Source organism: Streptomyces sp. YPW6 (assembly GCF_018866325.1).
GTDB lineage: Bacteria > Actinomycetota > Actinomycetes > Streptomycetales > Streptomycetaceae > Streptomyces.
Genome location: NZ_CP076457.1, coordinates 3661259 through 3677913 on the forward strand (window position 1 = coordinate 3661259; position 16655 = coordinate 3677913).

The window sequence follows — 16655 nt, forward strand, 5'->3', positions numbered from 1 at the left end:
GCGCCCATGACTTCGGTGACCCGGCCTCCGGTGCGCCGACGTTCGATGGCCCGGTGTCCGGCCGGCCCGTCGTCGGCAGCGGGCGGACCGGCCGTGCGTCGCAGCCCGTCACCGATCGGCCCGTCACCGACCGGGCCGTAGGCAGCCGGCCCGCAGGAGGCGGACGGTGGCGCGGCCCGTCGCCGGTCCGCCCGCAGGCGGCGGGCTGGTCCTGCGGACGACGGCGGCGTAAAGGCGTTCGCACCGGCGAAGGGACGTGAGGCCTTCCGCGGCCCGGAGCAGCGCCCTCGCCGCGCGTCCGCGCACGTCACCGGGGGTGCGGACGCTCACGGGACGGGCTCGTGGCGTGCACCGCGCGCACAGAACCTTGGTGAGAGCTCCCCCTCATCCGCCGCCCCCGGGGCCTCCCCTGGCCTTAGACTCCTCCAGTGACAGTCTGCGGCCCGAGGGGCAAGATGGGGCCCGCTGTCGGCAAGGTGCGGTAATCAGGGAGGAAGCGTCGTCGTGAGCAGCAGGCCATCCCGAGGCACTGCTCGCCTCGCAGCCATACTCGATGCCCTTCCTGACGGGCTTCTGCTCGTCAATTGCAATGGCACGGTCGTCAACGCCAATGCCATCGCCCTCGAAATGTTCGAGACCCCGGGCACCGCGCTGGTCGGTCGCGGACTGCTCGATCTCCTGCCGGAGTTCGACTCCAAGCTGATCCCGGGATCGATGCGACGGCCCGAGACCGCGGACGATCAGGGCCGGACCAAGCCCACGCGGATGACCGCGCGGCGCACCGACGGCCGCGAGTATCCGGTCGAGGTCACCAGCGCGAGCCTCGACAGCCGACAGGCCGCGTACAACGACATCCACTCCAGCTACACCGGCGACGAGCTCCTCATGATCGTCGTGCGGGATCTCTCCGGCACCGTCGACACCGAGGCCGAGCTGGCCCGTTCGCAGCGGCAGACCGAGATGATCCTGCGGGCCGCGTCCGAGGGCGTCGTCGGTACGGACACCGACGGGCGCGTCGTCCTCGTCAACCCCGCCGCCGCGCAGATCCTCGGTTTCCGGGCCAGCGACCTCGGCGGCCAGGAGCTGCACCCGCTGATCCTGCACTCGCGGGCGGAGGGCGATCCGTTCCCGTACGAGGACTCCCCGCTCGCCGACACCCTCAAATCCGGGCGCAAGCACCGGGTGCGCGGGCAGGTGCTGTGGTCCAAGAGCGGCGACCGGGTGCCGGTGGACCTGACGACCGCGCCGGTACGCGACGGGGACCAGCTCGTCGGGGCGGTGATGACGTTCACCGACCGCCGGCCGTACGAGGAGCTGTCCGCGCAGCACAAGAACGTCGTCGCCGAGCTGACCACGAGCCACTCCGCCGAGGTCACCGCGCTGAAGGAGGCGCACGCCAAGGAGCTGGAGGCTCTGAAGGAGGCGCACGCGACCGAGCTCGCCGACCGCAGCGAGCGGTACGCCGCCGAACTCGAAGGGCAGGCCGAGCTGCTCGCCTCCCTGAACGCCCAGCACGCCCAGCTCACCGCCGTCCTCGGCGGTTCGCTGCGCGGGCCCCTGGAGGAGCTGCGCGGCGAGCTGTCCACGCTCGCCTCCGACCCGGCCGGTCAGCTGTGGCCCGAGGCCAACCAGATCCTGCACCACCTCGCCGCCGGGTACGCCCGGATGACCACGCTCGTCGACAACGTCCTGGGCTACCAGCGCCTCGACGCGGGGGTGGAAGGGCTACACAAGGCCCCCACCCTGATCGAGGGGATCGTGAAGGGCGGGATCGACGGGGCGGTCGAGCTGATCGGACCCGGGCGCGCCCAGTTCGCCGTGCACACCCCTCCGATCGAGGCCGAGGTCGACGCGCGCCGGCTCGCGACCGCCATCGCCCACCTCGTCGCGGACGTCTGCGGTGTCGACTCGACCGGCAAGACCCGGGCCGTCCCCGGCGGCGGCTATGTCGACTCCACCGTGGTCGTGGCCGCCGCACAGCGCGGTGACGTCGTACGCATCGAGGTGCGTGGGCCCTTCGCCGGGGGCGACCCGGTGCACGAGCCGATCGTGCGCGGCATCGTCCGGGCCCACGGCGGGGTGCTCCAGACCCACGAGATGCCCGGCATGAGCGGCAGCGCGTACGTCCTCGACGTGCCCATCGGCGCGGCGTCCGGCACGATCGCGCCCCCGGAACCGGACGGGCACGACGTGTCCCCGGAGGCCGCCGCTCCGATGGCCTCGTCGTCGCCCGAAGGGCTCGGAGCGCCGGGCGTCACCAGCGGCGGCCGGCGCCGGGCGCGCAGGGCCTCCACCGACGCTTTCCTGGACAGCCCGGGCGGTACGCCGAGCGGTACGCCGGAGAGCGCGGCCGACGCCACGGCCGAGGCCGCCGCTCCCGCCGCCCCTTCCGGTGCTCCCGCGCCCGACGCCCCTCCCGCTCCCGGGGCTCCTGTCCCCGGCACTCCCGCTCCCGGCACCCCTCCCACGCCCGTTCCTGCTGCCGACGAGCGGCCCATCGCCGAGCCGACCGGGCGGCGCCGGGCGCGCCGTGGACCGGCCGCGCCCGAGGAGCAGCAGGCACCCGAGCTGATCCCCGCGCAGCAGGGCGAGGGCTCCGGGCGTCGGCGCGGCCGTCCCAGCCCCGCCGAGGCGGCCCTGGGCGGCGTCCCCGGGGGCGCCGAGGGCACCGGTGGCCCCCAGAACGCCGTACGGGAGCCGCAGCGCCAGGCCTTGGCCCTGACCTCCGCCCCGGCCGCGGCCCCCGCCGCGCCCTCGGAGGGGGCGGTCGTCACCGCGGCCGAGAATGCCCAGGGCGGCGGCCGTCCGCAGCTCGGGCAGACCGTGCCGCCCCAGGGTGTCCCGGTGGACCCGCAGCAGCCCGTTCCGCCCACCGGACGACGCGCACGCCGGGAGGGCGAGCCCGCCGCCGCCCTCCCCGCCCTGGCCTCCGGCAACGGTGGCGACAGCACTGCCGACGGACACCCCGAACCGGCCCGGCAGCCGGGTGGCCGGCGGGCCCGGCGCGCGCTGGCCGCCGCCCAGGAGCGCACCGCGGCGGACGCCGGCCCGCGTACCGCCTTCGCCCTGCCGCCCGCCGACGCGGACCGGGCACCGCTGGCTCCCGACGCCCCGGGGGGCCCCGGCGACGACGCGAGCGCCCATCACGCGCGTACCGCGCCGGAGGCCGGCCACACACCTCCGCAGGCTCACCCCGTCGCCCCCGCGCACCACCTCCCGCAGATGGACCCGGCTTCCGGACAGAACGTCCCCGGGCCGGGCACTCCCGGGCGGGGCGTGCCCCGGCACGGCGCCTCCGCGGTGGATACGTCCGGGGCCGACCCGTCCGGGAACGGCCTTCCGCAGGGTCCGGAGCCTGCAGCGGGGCCGGGTCCGGAGAACGGCGCCTGGGGCGACACCGGACAGACCGCGCACACCACCGGCGTCGCCGCCGTCACCGGTCCCGGGGCGCATCCGGCCGACGGTGAGTCCGCCGTTCCGGGCCCGGACGTGCTGCGGCAGCCGCTTCCCGCCGAGGAGCCGATGCCGGAGGGCACCAACCCCGACTCGACGCAGGGGAGGGCCTTCAGCGTGCGGACGCTGGGCCAGGGTGTGCCGTTCGCCCAGCACCTCGCGCATCAGCAGAACCAGGCGCAGCAGAGTCTCGGTGGGGCCGGCCGGCGTCGCAAGCTGGCCGCCCCGCCGGAGGACGACCGCGCCCCGGCCCGGACCTCCGGCAGCCAGCAGGCCGCGCCGCAGCACGACCGCCGGGCCGCGCAGCCGACGGGCCCGTCGGACTCGGCTCCCGCTCCCGCGACCACGAACGCACCCACACCGACGTCCGGACCGCAGCAGAATCAGCCACCGGCCCAGCCCTACGGTCCCGCGCACGACCCCGCCCAGCCGGGACAGCCCGCACAGCCGGGTCAATCCGGTCACGCAGGTGGCGGGCCCGGCGGCGCCTACGGCGAGGGGCAGCTGCTCGCTCCGTCGGTCGCCGAGGGGCGCGCGTACGCCATAGGGGCGCCCGACGAGGGCGCCGAGGGCCCCGAGCCACTGGACGGACCCGGGGGCGCGGTCGAGGTCGCCAACCGGCCGCACCCGCACCCGGTCGACGACGAACTGCCGCCCGAGCCGCTGGACAACCCGCGCAGGCTGCTGGTCTGGCCCGCCCCCGACGTACCGACCCAGCAGGCGCTGAGCGACCGGGGCTACCGTCCCGTGATCGTGAACTCCCGTGAGGAGGTCGACGCCCAGATCGCCGCGTTCCCCGCGGCGCTCTTCGTCGACCCGCTGACCGGTCCCATCACCCGTACCGCCTTGCAGTCGCTGCGCCAGGCCGCCGTCGCGGCCGAGGTCCCCGTGCTGGTCACCGCCGGTCTCGGGCAGGCGACCCGGGAAGCGGCGTACGGGGCGGACCCGGCCGTTCTCCTCAAGGCGCTGGCCCCGCGCGACAGCGAACAGCATCCCTCGCGGGTCCTCCTGATCGAGGAGCACGAGGAGATCGCGGTGGCGCTGACGCAGACCCTGGAGCGGCGCGGGATGCAGGTGGCACGCGCCGCGGCGGACAGCGAGGCCGTCGACCTGGCGGGCCGGATGCGGCCGAACCTCGTGGTGATGGACCTGATGCAGGTACGTCGTCGGCGCGCCGGAATCGTCGACTGGCTGCGGGCCAACGGCCAGCTGAACCGCACCCCGCTGGTCGTCTACACCTCGGCCGGGATGGACCAGGCGGAACTGCCGCGGCTCGGATCGGGCGAAACCGTTCTCTTCCTGGCGGAACGGTCGACCAGCGACGAGGTGCAGTCGCGGATCGTCGACCTGCTGGCGAAGATCGGCACCAACTGAGCGCACGCGAACAGCAGAACAGGGCGGGGCGGTACGGGATTCCGTACCGCCCCCGCCCTGTTTCACGTGAAACGTGCGGAGTGAAAGGTCAGTGCTGAGCCTCAGGGCTGTCAGTGCTGTGCCTCAGAGCTGGGGCTCAGAGCTGGGTGACGTCCAACTCGCCCTCCGCGTACTGCTTGCGGATCACCTTCTTGTCGAACTTGCCCACGCTCGTCTTCGGCACGGCGGGGATCACCGACCAGCGCTCCGGCAGCTGCCACTTGGCGATGCCCGACTCGGCGAGGAACGCCTTCAGCGCCTCGTAGTCGACATCGGCGGCGCCCTCCTTGAGGACGACGGTGGCGAGCGGCCGCTCGCCCCACTTCTCGTCCGGCACGGCGACGACGGCCGCCTCCGCGACGTCCGGGTGGGCCATCAGCGCGTTCTCCAGCTCGACGCTGGAGATCCATTCGCCGCCCGACTTGATGACGTCCTTGGCCCGGTCGGTAAGGGTGAGGAAGCCGTCGGCGCTGATCACACCGACGTCACCGGTCTTCAGCCAGCCGTCCTCGCTGAACTTGTCCTCGGGGCGCAGGTGCTCGCCGTCGGACCCGCCGTAGTAGGCCGCGGCGATCCAGGGGCCCCGGACCTCCAGCTCACCGGCCGACGCGCCGTCCCACGGGAGGTGCTCGCCGCCGGGGCCGACCAGCCGCGCCTCGACCCCGGCGGGGAAGCGTCCCTGGGTGACCCGGTACGGCCACTGCTCCTCGTCGCTCAGCCCGGCGGGCGGGTGGGCCATGGTGCCCAGCGGCGAGGTCTCCGTCATGCCCCAGGCGTGGCAGAGCCGGACGCCGAGTTTGTCGTACGCCTCCATCAGCGAGGGCGGACAGGCCGCGCCGCCGATGGTCACGTTGGCCATGGAGGTGAGGTCACGCGGGTTGGCGGTGACCTCGGCGAGCAGGCCCTGCCAGATCGTGGGGACCGCGGCCGCGTGCGTGGGGCGCTCGCGCTCGATCATGTCGGCGAGCGGGGCGGGCTGGAGGAAGCGGTCCGGCATCAGCATGTTGACGCCGCTCATGAACGTGGAGTGCGGCAGACCCCAGGCGTTCACATGGAACTGGGGCACGACCACGAGAGTGGTGTCCTTGTCGGTCAGCCCCATCGACTCGGTCATGTTGACCTGCATCGAGTGCAGGTAGATCGACCGGTGCGAGTAGACGACGCCCTTGGGGTCGCCCGTGGTGCCGGAGGTGTAACACATGGCCGCGGCCTGGCGTTCGTCCAGCTCGGGCCAGTCGAACGTGGTGGAGCGACCCGCGATCAGTTCCTCGTACTCGTGCACGCGGGGCGTGATTCCGGCGAGGGCGGAACGGTCGCCGGGACCGGCCACGACGACGTGCTCGATGCTCGGCAGGCGGGGCAGCAGCGGCACGAGGAGCGGCAGCAGCGACCCGTTGACGATCACGACCTTGTCGTCCGCGTGGTTGACGATCCAGGCGAGCTGCTCGGGCGGCAGCCGGAGGTTGAGGGTGTGGAGCACGGCCCCCATGGAGGGAATGGCGAGGTAGGCCTCGACGTGCTCCGCGTTGTTCCACATGAGTGTGGCGACCCGCTGGTCGCCGTCGACGCCCAGCTCGTCGCGGAGCGCGTTGGCCAGCCGGGTGGCGCGGGCGCCGATCTCGGCGAAGGTACGGCGGTGCGGCTCGGGTTCGCCGGTCCAGGTCGTGACCTGCGACTTCCCGTGAATCGTCATCCCGTGGTGCAGGATGCGGGTGACAGTCAGCGGTACGTCCTGCATGGTGCTCAGCACGGCGTCCTCCCGGTGGGCGCTACGCGGCAGTAGGGTTCCGCTGATTCTGCTCACATACCAAGCGGTATGTCACTACTCGCGGGAGAAAATTCCTGACCGGGGCCTTGCGGGAGACTTCCCCGTTCCGTGATCGCCCGACCGGCGGGACGCCGGCAGCGGGACGAAGGCGACAGCCCCGAGGGAGTGGAACGGGAGACACCCGGCCGGAGACCGCAGACCCGAGACAGCGGACCAGAGAGGGCGGACCGGGAGACAGCAGGCCGGGACACAGCGGACCTCGCCGGGGCCCCGGGCAGCACCCTCGCGACAGCCGACCTCGTCGACGCGTCGGTGCCGGCGGGCTCGACCCGCCGGCGCCGCCCCGCGTCAGCGGACCGGCGTCAGCTCCGGGTCCTCGCGGAGCTTGCCGAGGGCGCGGGAGACGGCGCTCTTCACCGTACCGATCGACACGCCGAGGACCTCCGCCGTCTGGGCTTCGCTCAGGTCCTCGTAGTAGCGCAGGACGACCATCGCACGCTGGCGGTCCGGGAGCTTGAGCACCGCACGCCACATCGCGTCGTGCAGCGACTGCTGCTCGGCCGGGTCCGGAGTCGGAGGACTCTCGCGCTCGGGCAGCTCCTCGCAGGCGAACTCGTCGACCTTGCGCTTGCGCCACTGCGAGGTGCGGGTGTTCAGCAGGGCCCGGCGGACGTAGCCGTCCAGCGCCCGGTGGTCCTCGATCCGCTCCCACGCCACGTACGTCTTGGCGAGCGCGGTCTGCAACAGATCCTCCGCGTCGCACGGGTTCGCGGTGAGCGAGCGCGCGGTGCGCAGCAGGACCGGCCCCCGGGCCCGTACGTACGAGGAGAACGACGTGTAGGGCGCGTGGGGGTGGTGTCCGGCGGTGGCGGAGGCCGCCCGGGAGGCGCCCTCGCAGACTGGCGTGGTCATGTACCCAACGCTAGGAGCGGGGACCGCCGAAGGGATCGGCCCCAGGTCCCGAAGCGCTGTCCGCCTCAGGTTGTAGGGGGCGTCCCCCCTGAACCTCCTGAAGGTGGACGGGCCCGCGCACCCCTGTCAGGGTCCGTCCCCGAGAGCCCCGGGACCCGCCGGGGGCCTCCCGGGACCGGGCGGCGGGAATCCTCCGGGCCCGGGGGCAGCCGGAGCCCCCGGGCCCGAGCGGGAAGAGCCTCCAGGCCCCGGAGGGGGCGGGAGCTCGCGGGGCGGCAACAGCCTCCAGACCCCCTGGGGCGGCGGGAGCTCGCGGAACGGGCGGGCGCTGCCGCTCAGTCGTCCGCGCCGAGCACCAGGCCCGACGTCGGAACGCCCGTACCGGCCGTGACCAGGGACCTCGCCGCGCCCGCCACCTGGTTCACCGACGTGCCCCGGATCTGCCGGACGGCCTCCGCGATGCCGTTCATCCCATGGAGGTACGCCTCCCCCAGCTGCCCCCCGTGGGTGTTCAGCGGCAGAGTGTCCGCCGCGACGAAATCGCCCGCCTCCCCCGGCCCGCAGAAGCCGAACTCCTCCAGCTGCATCAGGACGAACGGGGTGAAATGGTCGTAGAGGATGCCCACATCGATGTCGGCCGGGGACAGCCCGGAGGTACGCCAGAGCTGCCGGGCGACGACGGCGGTCTCCGGCAGACCGGTCAACCCGTCCCGGTAGAAGCTCGTCATCTGCTCCTGCGACCGGCCCGCCCCCTGCGCCGCCGCGACGACCACGGCGGGCGGGCGGGGCAGATCGCGGGCCCGCTCCACACTGGTGACGACGAGGGCCTGACCGCCGTCCGTCTCCTGGCAGCAGTCGAGCAGCCGCAGCGGCTCCACGATCCAGCGGGACGCGGCGTGCTCGGCGAGCGTGATGGGCTTCCCGTGGAAGTACGCCGCCGGGTTCCGCGCCGCGTGCCGCCGGTCGACCACCGCCACATGTCCGAAGACTTCCGGGTCGAGGCCGTACGTGTGCAGATAGCGCTGGGCCGCCATCGCCACCCAGGACGCGGGGGTGAGCAGCCCGAAGGGGAGGTTCCAGCCGAGCGCCGCGCCCTCGGCGCTCGGCTCGCGCCGCTGGACGCCGGAGCCGAAGCGGCGGCCGGAGCGTTCGTTGAAGGCGCGGTAGCAGACGACGACGTCCGCGATGCCGCTCGCCACCGCGAGCGCGGCCTGCTGCACGGTGGCGCAGGCCGCGCCGCCGCCGTAGTGGATCCGGGAGAAGAACGACAGCTCGCCGATCCCGGCCGCCTGGGCGACGGTGATCTCGGGACTGGTGTCCATGGTGAAGGTGACGAGCCCGTCCACGTCGGCGGGGGTGAGACCGGCGTCGTCGAGGGCGGCGCGGACGGCTTCGACGGCCAGTTTCAGTTCGCTGCGGCCGGAGTCCTTGGAGAACTCGGTGGCCCCGATGCCGACGATCGCAGCCTTCCCGCCGAGCGCGTCGGCTTTACGGAGGCTCATGCTCCGGCCCCTTCCGGGCTCGGGCCGGGGAGGTCGGTTTCCCCCGGGTGGACGGCTCTGTCCGGGAGCGCGGTTGCCCCCGGGAGGGCGGTTCCGTCCGGGAGCGCGGTTGCCCCCGGGAGGGCGGTTCCGTCCGGGAGCGCGGTTGGCCCCGGGAGGGCGACGGTGACCGTGCCGGTGACGTGGCGGCCGATGCCGTTGTCGCCCGTGACCTGGACGACGACGTCGACCGGTCCGCCCCCGGCCGGTCCGCCCGGCACCCGGCCGACCGCCTCACCCGGCCCTCCACAGACCACCTCGCCCGGCACCCGGTCAGCCGCCCCGGCCGGTGCCCGGTCAGCCGCCTCGGCCGGTGCCCCTGCGGCAGCCTCACCCAGCACCCCGCCGACCACCTCTCCCGGCACCCCCTCGGCCAGCTCCGTGATTCGTCCGGTCAACCGCAGCACATCGCCCGGGTAGTTGGGTGCACCGAGCCGGATCGCGACCTTCCGGAGGACGGCGGTGGGGCCGAAGTGATCGGTGAGGTAGCGGCCGACGAGCCCGTTGGTGGTGAGGATGTTCATGAAGATGTCCGGGGAGCCCTTCTCCCGGGCCAGCTCCGCGTCGTGATGGACGTCCTGGAAGTCCCGCGAGGCGACGGCCCCGGCGACGATCAGGGTCCGGGTCACCGGGATCTCCAGGGGCGGCAGCTCGTCACCGACGCGGTACGGGGGCGTCATGACGTGCCCTCCCCACAGCCGTCCGCAAGCAACAGCCCCAGCTCCTGGAGGACTTCACTGCCGGAGCCGAGGTACGCGTCGAGCTGACGGCCCCAGAGGAAGTGCCGGTGGACCGGATGGTCGAGATCGGCCCCGGTGCCGCCGTGCAGGTGCTGGCCCGTGTGCACGACCCGCTTGCCCGCCTCCGAAGCCCACCAGGCCGCCGTCAACGCCTCGGCCTCGCAGGACCGTTGCTCATCGTGACGCCAGGCCGCCTCGTACGCGGTGACCCGGATCGCCTCGGTGTCCATGTGGGCGTCGGCGGCACGGAGCAGGACCCCCTGGTGGGTGGAGAGCGGACGCCCGAACTGCTCGCGGGTGACGGTGTGCTGGACCGCGCGGGCGAGCGAGCCCGCGCACACCCCGGCCTGAAGCCCGGCGAAGGCGGTACGGGCGGTGGCGAGGACGTCCTCGTACGCCTCCGGCCGGCCGTTCCCCAGCCGCTCCCCGCGTACGCCGTCGAGAACCAGCCGCCCCGCGGACCAGGGCGCGGTCGTCTCGACGGGGTCCACGCTCACGCCCGCCGCGCGCGCCCCGGCGCCCGGCGCGCCCGCCTCCACGATCCACAGCGCCAGGTCCGCGTCCGCCACCAGCACATGGGTGGCGTCGCGCAGCCAGGGGACCCAGGGCACGACCCCGTACAGCGCACCGTCCGACAGGTGTACGTCGCCCCGCGCCGGGAACGCACCCGTCGCCACCGCCGTACCGTCCCGCAGCCCCGGCAGCAACCGCTCGCGCTGCTCCGCCGTACCGTGCCCGGCCACGGCGAGCAGCCCGTACACGCAGGTCACCGCGAACGGCACCTGGGCGGTGGTCCGGCCCTGTTCCTCCAGGAGGAGGACGAGCCCGAGCAGCCCGACGTCCTCGACGGCGGCGGGCAGCCCCGCCGCGCACAGTTCCTTCCACAGCTCGGCGTCCGTACCCGTACCGGCCGCCGTCAACCGCTCGTGCGTGGACAGGTCGCCGAAGATCCGCGCGGCCAGTCCCTGCGCGGCGGACTGCTCCTCGCTCGGGGTGAAGTCCATCTCAACCGCCTTCGCTCGCCCGGAAGACGGGCAGTTCGAGGCCGGGGTCCGTCACGAGGAACTCCAGGTGCACGGGCATGCCGACGCGGACCTTGTCGTACGGCACACCGGTCACGTTGCTGACGATGCGGACGCCCTCGGCCAGTTCGACCAGCGCGACGACGTACGGCCCGCCCCCACCGCCCGGGGCGAAGGCGGGGAAGGAGGGGTGGTGCATCACGACATGGCTGAAGACCGTGCCCTCCCCGCCCGCCTCGACCGTGTCCCACTCCGCGCCGCCGCAGGCGTTGCAGCCGGGCAGCCAAGGCAGGCGGAGGGTCGCGCAGTCGGTGCAGCGCTGGATGAGGAGGCGGTGCTCGGCGACACCGGCCCAGAACCCGGCGTTGTCGCGGTTGATCACGGGGCGGGGGCGGAGCTCCGGCCCGGAGTCCTCCTTCCGGCGTGCGGGACGGTACTTGAGGATGCGGAAGCGGTGCGTCCCGGCGGGTTCGCCGTCGGCGCGCACGTCCGTGCGGGTGGTGACGAAGTAGCCGGTGCCGAGCTTGGTCGTCTTGCGCGGGGAGACGGACTCGATGACCGTGTCGAAGGTGATCCGGTCGCCGGGGCGGAGCGGTCGCAGGTACTCCTGCTCGCAGTCGGTCGCGACGACGGAGGTGTACCCGGCGCCGTCGAGCAGCGCGAACATCGCGTCGTACGCGGCGGAGCGGTGGTCCGCATGGCCGGTCAGCCCGCCCATGGTCCACGCCTGGAGCATCGTCGGCGGGGCGACGGCGTCAGGGCCCCGGTAGGCGGGCGAGGTGTCGCCCATCGCCTCGCACCAGTGCCGGATCATCGGCTCGTTGACCGGGTCCTTGCCGCGCCCGGCGGTGGCGGCGGCACGGCCCTCGTAGCTGCGGAGCCGCGCGTACAGCTCATCGCTGCCGGGCGTCCCGGACGCTTCGGGGCCGGACCGTGGAGCTGCCGCCTCCGGCCGGGGGCCCTCGACGCCGGGCTGTACGGCTGCGGCACCCGCCCGGGAGCCTTCGGCGGCCGGCCGGCGGGCTTCGGCCCCCGGCGGTGGGACTTCCGTCTCCGGCCGGGGGCCCTCGGCACCCGGCCGGGGAGCCTCGGCGCTCAGCCGTCGGTCGTCGAGACCCCGCCGTCGGGCGTCGGTGGCCGGCCGTGGGGCGTCAGCGCTCAGCCCTGGGGCGTCGGCACCCAGCCATCGGGCAGCGGCACCCAGCCATCGGTCAGCGGCACCCGGCCCTCGGAACTCGGCACCCGGCCGTGGGGCGTCAGCGCTCGGCCGTCGGTCGTCGGCGCCCGCCCCGCTCATCGCTTGCTCCGGATCATTCCGAGCCGGGTCGTCGCGACGATCTCGCGCTGCACCTCGCCGACACCGCCCCCGAAGGTGTTGATCTGGGCCGCGCGGTTCATCCGCTCCAGCTCGCCGCCCGGCCCGAAGCAGCCGGGGGACCCACCGCGGAGCAGAGCGGTCTCGCCGACCGCCTCCTGGCACATCCGGTAGACCTCGACCGCGCTCTCGGTACCGGCGAACTTCACCCCGCCGGCCTCGCCCGGGGCGGGTGCGCCGGCACCCACGGCGCCGACCAGTCGCCAGTTCAGCAGGCGCGTCGCCGCGAGCCGGGCGTACGCCTCCGCGAGCCGGGCGCGCACCCACGGCTCGTCGATCCGGCGGCGACCGGTCGCGGAGTCGGGAGTGCGGGCGTGGGCGAGTGCCTCCTCGTGGAAGTCCTCGGCCTGCATGCCGATCGCGGCCAGGGCGACACGTTCATGGTTGAGCTGGCTGGTGATGAGCTTCCAGCCGCCGTTCTCCTCCCCGACGAGATGCGTGGCCGGGACGCGTATGCCGTCGTAGTAGGTGGCGGTGGTGGTGATCCCGCCCACGGTGGGGATCGGCGTCCAGGAGAAGCCGGGGGAGTCCGTGGGCACCAGGATGATCGAGATGCCCCGGTGCTTGGGGGCCTCGGGGTCCGTACGGCAGGCAAGCCAGATCCAGTCCGCCTGCTGGGCGTTGCTGGTGAAGATCTTCTGGCCGTCGATGACCCAGTCGTCGCCGTCCCGCACGGCACGGGTCCGCAGGGCCGCCAGGTCCGTACCGGCCTCGGGCTCGCTGTAGCCGATCGCGAAGACCAGGTCGCCGCCGAGGATGCGGGGCAGGAAGTACGCCTTCTGTTCCTCGGTGCCGTACGCCATCAGGGTCGGGCCGACGGTGTTGAGCGTGACCATGGAGACGGGGGCGCCGGCCCGGTACGCCTCGTCGAAGAAGACGAACTGCTCGTCGGGGCCGCGGCCCTGGCCACCGTACTCCTCGGGCCAGCCCAGCCCGAGCAGCCCGTCGGCACCGATCCGGCGGAGCAGGCGACGCTGCCGCGACTCACTCCCGGGCCCTTCCCCGCCCTCCGCCGCCTCCTCCCCTTCGGACATCAACGTACGGAAGTAGGAGCGCAGTTCGACGCTTAGTCGCCGCTGGCGTTCCGTAGGAGCGAGATGCACGGAGGGGCCTCCAGGGCTGCGGACAGGTCACCGGCCGGAGCGCAGCCGTCCGACATCACGACGACGCTCCGGCGACGCCCGGCGAACCGCACTCCCGCATCTGACTGTCCGTCAGATATTGAACCTCTGTCAAGACGCGAGCAGCCCGCACGAGGGCACCGAAGTGCCGCCGTGCGGGCTGCCGTCCGGTCCGCCGGGACCCACCCCCCGGGAGGTCCCGACGAACGCGTCACCCCGGGACGGCCACCGCCACCGGACGGCGACCGTCACCGGACGATCACCAGAAGAAGGGCGTGAAGTTCACCGCGACACTGTGGTCCGACTGGTCGATCGGCACGAAGGCCGAGTTGCTCACCTGGGCGGACGTGTTCTGGTTCGACGCACCGGCGCCGACGGCCTGCTGCTGGGTCGTGGACGAGTTGCCGGAGTTGTCGCCGCCGACACCGCTGCCGCCGACCGTCGCCACGGCCGCGTTCGATCCGTCGTTCGCGAAGGAGCCGTTGTCCGCCACGGCCACCCCACCGCAGAGCGCGACAGTCAGGGGCAGAGCGGCGACGGCGGCGAGGACGCGAGCGGTACGGATACTTGCCATGTCATTTCCTCCAGAAAACGGAATTGCGGCTACATCTTCGTCCGGTTCCGGGGGAGTTGGCCGACCACCCCGGTGCTGTTCACAACGTCGCGAGACCAGAGTTGCCCAGCACATCCCCGGCGAATCCCTCGCCACCCACCGATTCCCTCTCCCGTATGACGGAGAGCGGATAAACCTCCCGAGCAGCGGGAAAGTCCAGGTCAGCGAAGCAACCCCGGCGACCGTTGGCACGCCGGGGAAGAAGCGTTCCGCCTGCTGCCCACACCGAACCGTCCCGCGCCGCCCCACCCTGCCCTCCCCACCACCCCTCTTCCCTTCTTCGAACGCATGTACGAAAATGAGGGCATGGCCACCATCGACCGGCAGACCCCCACGCTGGCCCTCGCCCATGCCCTCGCCGCCGCCGGGCGCGGCCTCCCCGTCTTCCCCCTCTCCGCCACCAAGCTCCCCGCCCTGCGCTCCCCCCACCGCGGCGAGCAGGCGCCCGCGCGCTGCCGGGGCGAGTGCGGGCTGCCGGGGCACGGGGTGCACGACGCCACCACCGACCCCGCGGCCGTCCGCGCCCTCTTCGCCGCCGCACCCCGGGCCACCGGCTACGGCATCGCCTGCGGACGCACCCCGCACCGCCTCATCGGCATCGACCTGGACGTCGACCCGGCGTACGGCAGCGACGCGGCGGGCGCACTGCGGCAGCTGGCCCTCCAGCACCTGTTCACGATCCCGCCGACGGTCACGGTGCTCACCCCGAGCGGCGGCCGGCACCTCTGGCTGACCGGCCCCGCCGACGCGACGGTCCCCAACTCCGCGGGCCGCCTCGCCCCCGGCATCGACATCCGCGGCAGCGGGGGCTACCTGGTCGGCCCCGGCTCGGTCACCGCCCACGGCCGCTATCGCCTGGCCCCCGGCACCGCCCACCTCACCCCGGCCCCCTGCCCCCGCGCCCTGCTCCGCCTCCTCACCCAGCATCGCCGCCCGCCCCGGGGCCCCAGCGGCGCGGGCCGCACCCCCACCCCGGACCGCCGGGGTGAAGGCCTGATCCAGTTCGTCCTGGCCGCCCACGAGGGCCAGCGCAACACCCGGCTGTTCTGGGCGGCCTGCCGGGCGTACGAGCACGGCTTCGGCGACACCCTGGCCGACGCGCTCACCGAGGCCGCCGTCCGCACCGGCCTGCCGGAACACGAGGCCCGTGCCGCGATCGCCTCGGCGGCCCGGCTGACGTCGAGGCGGCAGAGCGATCCCTCGTAGCGGCCGGAAGGAGACCCGGCAGCGGGCAAGGCAGCGGGCAAGGGGGAGGCGGCCTCGCAGCGGACAGAGGTGAGGGGCCGCAGTGGACGGGAGAACGTCCCCGGCGAACAGAAGGAGCGGACGGAGGGAGACAACTCCTCGGCGGACGGGAGAAGGCCCGCCACGTTGCCGAACCCCCGCAGCAGGCAGCCCCCGCGAAGTGCCGACACCGGCCACTGCTGCTTCCGCCCCAGTGGCCGCAGAATGCGCGGGTGACGACACGTGAGAACACCGAGACCGCCCCGGGGCTTCGCCGTGTGACACGCCCCGCCCTGGTGATCGGCCCGTTACTGGCGCTGGTGTCGGCCTGGCTGCTGCTCGTGGCGACACCGGCGGCCCACGACGAGGAACGCGCGTTCGCGGCGGCGGAGGCATGCCCGGCCTCGGCCGGCGCCACCGCCGTCGACTGCCTGCGCACGGTCAAGGCGGTGATCGACCGCACCGAGAAGGAAACCGGCAAGACCGCCCTGTACTGGCTGTACCTCACCGAGTCGGACGGGACGTCCACGCGCACCGGCCTGAACGGCACACCGCAGCAGTCCCCCGTCGCGCGGCCGGGTGCGAGGGTGGAGGTCACGTACTGGCGGGGCGAGATCCGCTCCGTCGACTTCGGTTCCGCCCGCCGGCCGACCAACGCGGATCCCCGCGGCGACTACCGCGCCCCCCTCTCCGCGGGCCTGGGCCTGGGCTTCTACGGCGCGATGTTCCTGGCGGGCGCGGCCGCGACGGTCCGGAGCGCGAGGCACTCGCCCCGGGTGTACACCTGGCGGACGAGGCTTGCCGTCATCGGCGGCCTGCTGCTCACCGGGCTGGGTGCGGTGGCCCCCTGGCCGACCGACGACATCAGCGGGGCGCTGCGACTGACCGCCGTCGGAAGCCTGGTGATCCTGGCGGGCTGCGCCCTCGCCGTACCGTTCCTGCGCCGCCGCGCCCGCCACAACGACGACACGATCACGCTGAAGCCGTCCGTACTCACCGGAGAGGTCTGCGTCCTCGGCGTCATCCTCGGCGATGTCCCGTACGCGAGCACCGGAGGCTATCTGATCGCCGCCCCCGGCCTCCTGGCCACGACCCCCGACCCCACAGGCGTCTTCCACCGCAAGGCCGCCGCCGGCACCCTCACCCTGCTCCGGGTCCGCCCTCCCTACCTGACGGACCCGGCGGACCGCCCCACCTACGACGGCCGGGCGGTGGTCCTGGAATGCGCGGACGACGGCGAGCGCGTCCTGATCGTGACACGCGGAAAGGACGCCCCCGCAGTCCTGAGCGCGCTCGGCGAGGCCCCGGAAAAGTGAACCGCCCGGTGCCGGAACCCGGAGCGCTCAGCTCCACGAAGACGGCCCGGACGCCTCACCGGAGAGGAACGGCGCTGTCCACCCCACCCCCGGCGACACGGCACCCGGGCGGCTGCCTCCCCGATCGGCCCGGGGGTTAAGGCCCCAGGATCGGCCC

At 73.8% G+C, this 16655-nt stretch carries 10 protein-coding genes and 1 pseudogene; 3 read left to right on the top strand and 8 right to left on the bottom strand.

The window, feature by feature from the left end; translation table 11 throughout:
- Positions 1-504 precede the first annotated feature (504 nt).
- Positions 505-4827 (top strand): PAS domain-containing protein, encoded by a 4323-nt coding sequence (locus KME66_RS16250; protein WP_216323144.1) that lies wholly within the window; start codon positions 505-507, stop codon positions 4825-4827.
- Positions 4828-4963: 136 nt separating this feature from the next.
- Here the strand turns inward: KME66_RS16250 and KME66_RS16255 are convergent, their stop codons facing one another.
- From KME66_RS16255 to KME66_RS16295, 8 genes and pseudogenes are all read right to left on the bottom strand, one after another.
- On the bottom strand, positions 4964-6616 hold the full coding sequence (locus KME66_RS16255; RefSeq protein WP_073223126.1) for a long-chain fatty acid--CoA ligase: 1653 nt from the start codon (positions 6614-6616) through the stop codon (positions 4964-4966).
- Between the two features lie 366 nt (positions 6617-6982).
- Positions 6983-7546: a SigE family RNA polymerase sigma factor gene (locus KME66_RS16260; protein ID WP_216323147.1), complete on the bottom strand. Its 564-nt coding sequence runs from the start codon at positions 7544-7546 to the stop codon at positions 6983-6985.
- A gap of 335 nt (positions 7547-7881) precedes the next feature.
- Positions 7882-9048, bottom strand: a complete 1167-nt coding sequence (locus KME66_RS16265) for a lipid-transfer protein (RefSeq protein WP_216323150.1) — start codon at positions 9046-9048, stop codon at positions 7882-7884.
- A 413-nt stretch (positions 9049-9461) separates the two neighbouring features.
- Positions 9462-9767: pseudogene (locus KME66_RS16275) on the bottom strand (MaoC/PaaZ C-terminal domain-containing protein); the annotation flags it as partial.
- Positions 9764-10831 carry an acyl-CoA dehydrogenase family protein gene (locus KME66_RS16280; protein WP_216323153.1) on the bottom strand — a complete coding sequence of 356 codons (1068 nt, stop codon included), beginning with the start codon at positions 10829-10831 and terminating at the stop codon, positions 9764-9766. The pseudogene KME66_RS16275 and the gene KME66_RS16280, both read right to left, overlap by 4 nt.
- Position 10832: 1 nt before the next feature.
- Positions 10833-11741, bottom strand: a complete 909-nt coding sequence (locus KME66_RS16285) for a bifunctional MaoC family dehydratase N-terminal/OB-fold nucleic acid binding domain-containing protein (protein ID WP_216329409.1) — start codon at positions 11739-11741, stop codon at positions 10833-10835.
- A 401-nt stretch (positions 11742-12142) separates the two neighbouring features.
- Positions 12143-13327 carry an acyl-CoA dehydrogenase family protein gene (locus KME66_RS16290; protein ID WP_216323165.1) on the bottom strand — a complete coding sequence of 395 codons (1185 nt, stop codon included), beginning with the start codon at positions 13325-13327 and terminating at the stop codon, positions 12143-12145.
- 277 nt (positions 13328-13604) lie between these two features.
- Positions 13605-13919 carry a hypothetical protein gene (locus KME66_RS16295; RefSeq protein ID WP_073223113.1) on the bottom strand — a complete coding sequence of 105 codons (315 nt, stop codon included), beginning with the start codon at positions 13917-13919 and terminating at the stop codon, positions 13605-13607.
- Between the two features lie 345 nt (positions 13920-14264).
- Here KME66_RS16295 and KME66_RS16300 point away from each other — a divergent pair, with 345 nt between their 5' ends.
- Together KME66_RS16300 and KME66_RS16305 are read left to right on the top strand one after the other, a co-directional pair.
- Complete coding sequence (locus KME66_RS16300; RefSeq protein ID WP_216323167.1) at positions 14265-15164, top strand: bifunctional DNA primase/polymerase; 900 nt, start codon at positions 14265-14267, stop codon at positions 15162-15164.
- Positions 15165-15415: 251 nt separating this feature from the next.
- Positions 15416-16498 carry a hypothetical protein gene (locus KME66_RS16305; RefSeq protein ID WP_216323169.1) on the top strand — a complete coding sequence of 361 codons (1083 nt, stop codon included), beginning with the start codon at positions 15416-15418 and terminating at the stop codon, positions 16496-16498.
- Positions 16499-16655 lie beyond the last annotated feature (157 nt).

What these genes read in the sequence shown, in the direction of transcription:
- KME66_RS16260 (WP_216323147.1), bottom strand. Translation starts at nt 7,546, where the DNA reads ATGACCACGCCAGTCTGCGAGGGCGCCTCCCGGGCGGCCTCCGCCACC.
- KME66_RS16265 (WP_216323150.1), bottom strand. Translation starts at nt 9,048, where the DNA reads ATGAGCCTCCGTAAAGCCGACGCGCTCGGCGGGAAGGCTGCGATCGTC.
- KME66_RS16280 (WP_216323153.1), bottom strand. Translation starts at nt 10,831, where the DNA reads ATGGACTTCACCCCGAGCGAGGAGCAGTCCGCCGCGCAGGGACTGGCC.
- KME66_RS16295 (WP_073223113.1), bottom strand. Translation starts at nt 13,919, where the DNA reads ATGGCAAGTATCCGTACCGCTCGCGTCCTCGCCGCCGTCGCCGCTCTG.
- KME66_RS16300 (WP_216323167.1), top strand. Translation starts at nt 14,265, where the DNA reads ATGGCCACCATCGACCGGCAGACCCCCACGCTGGCCCTCGCCCATGCC.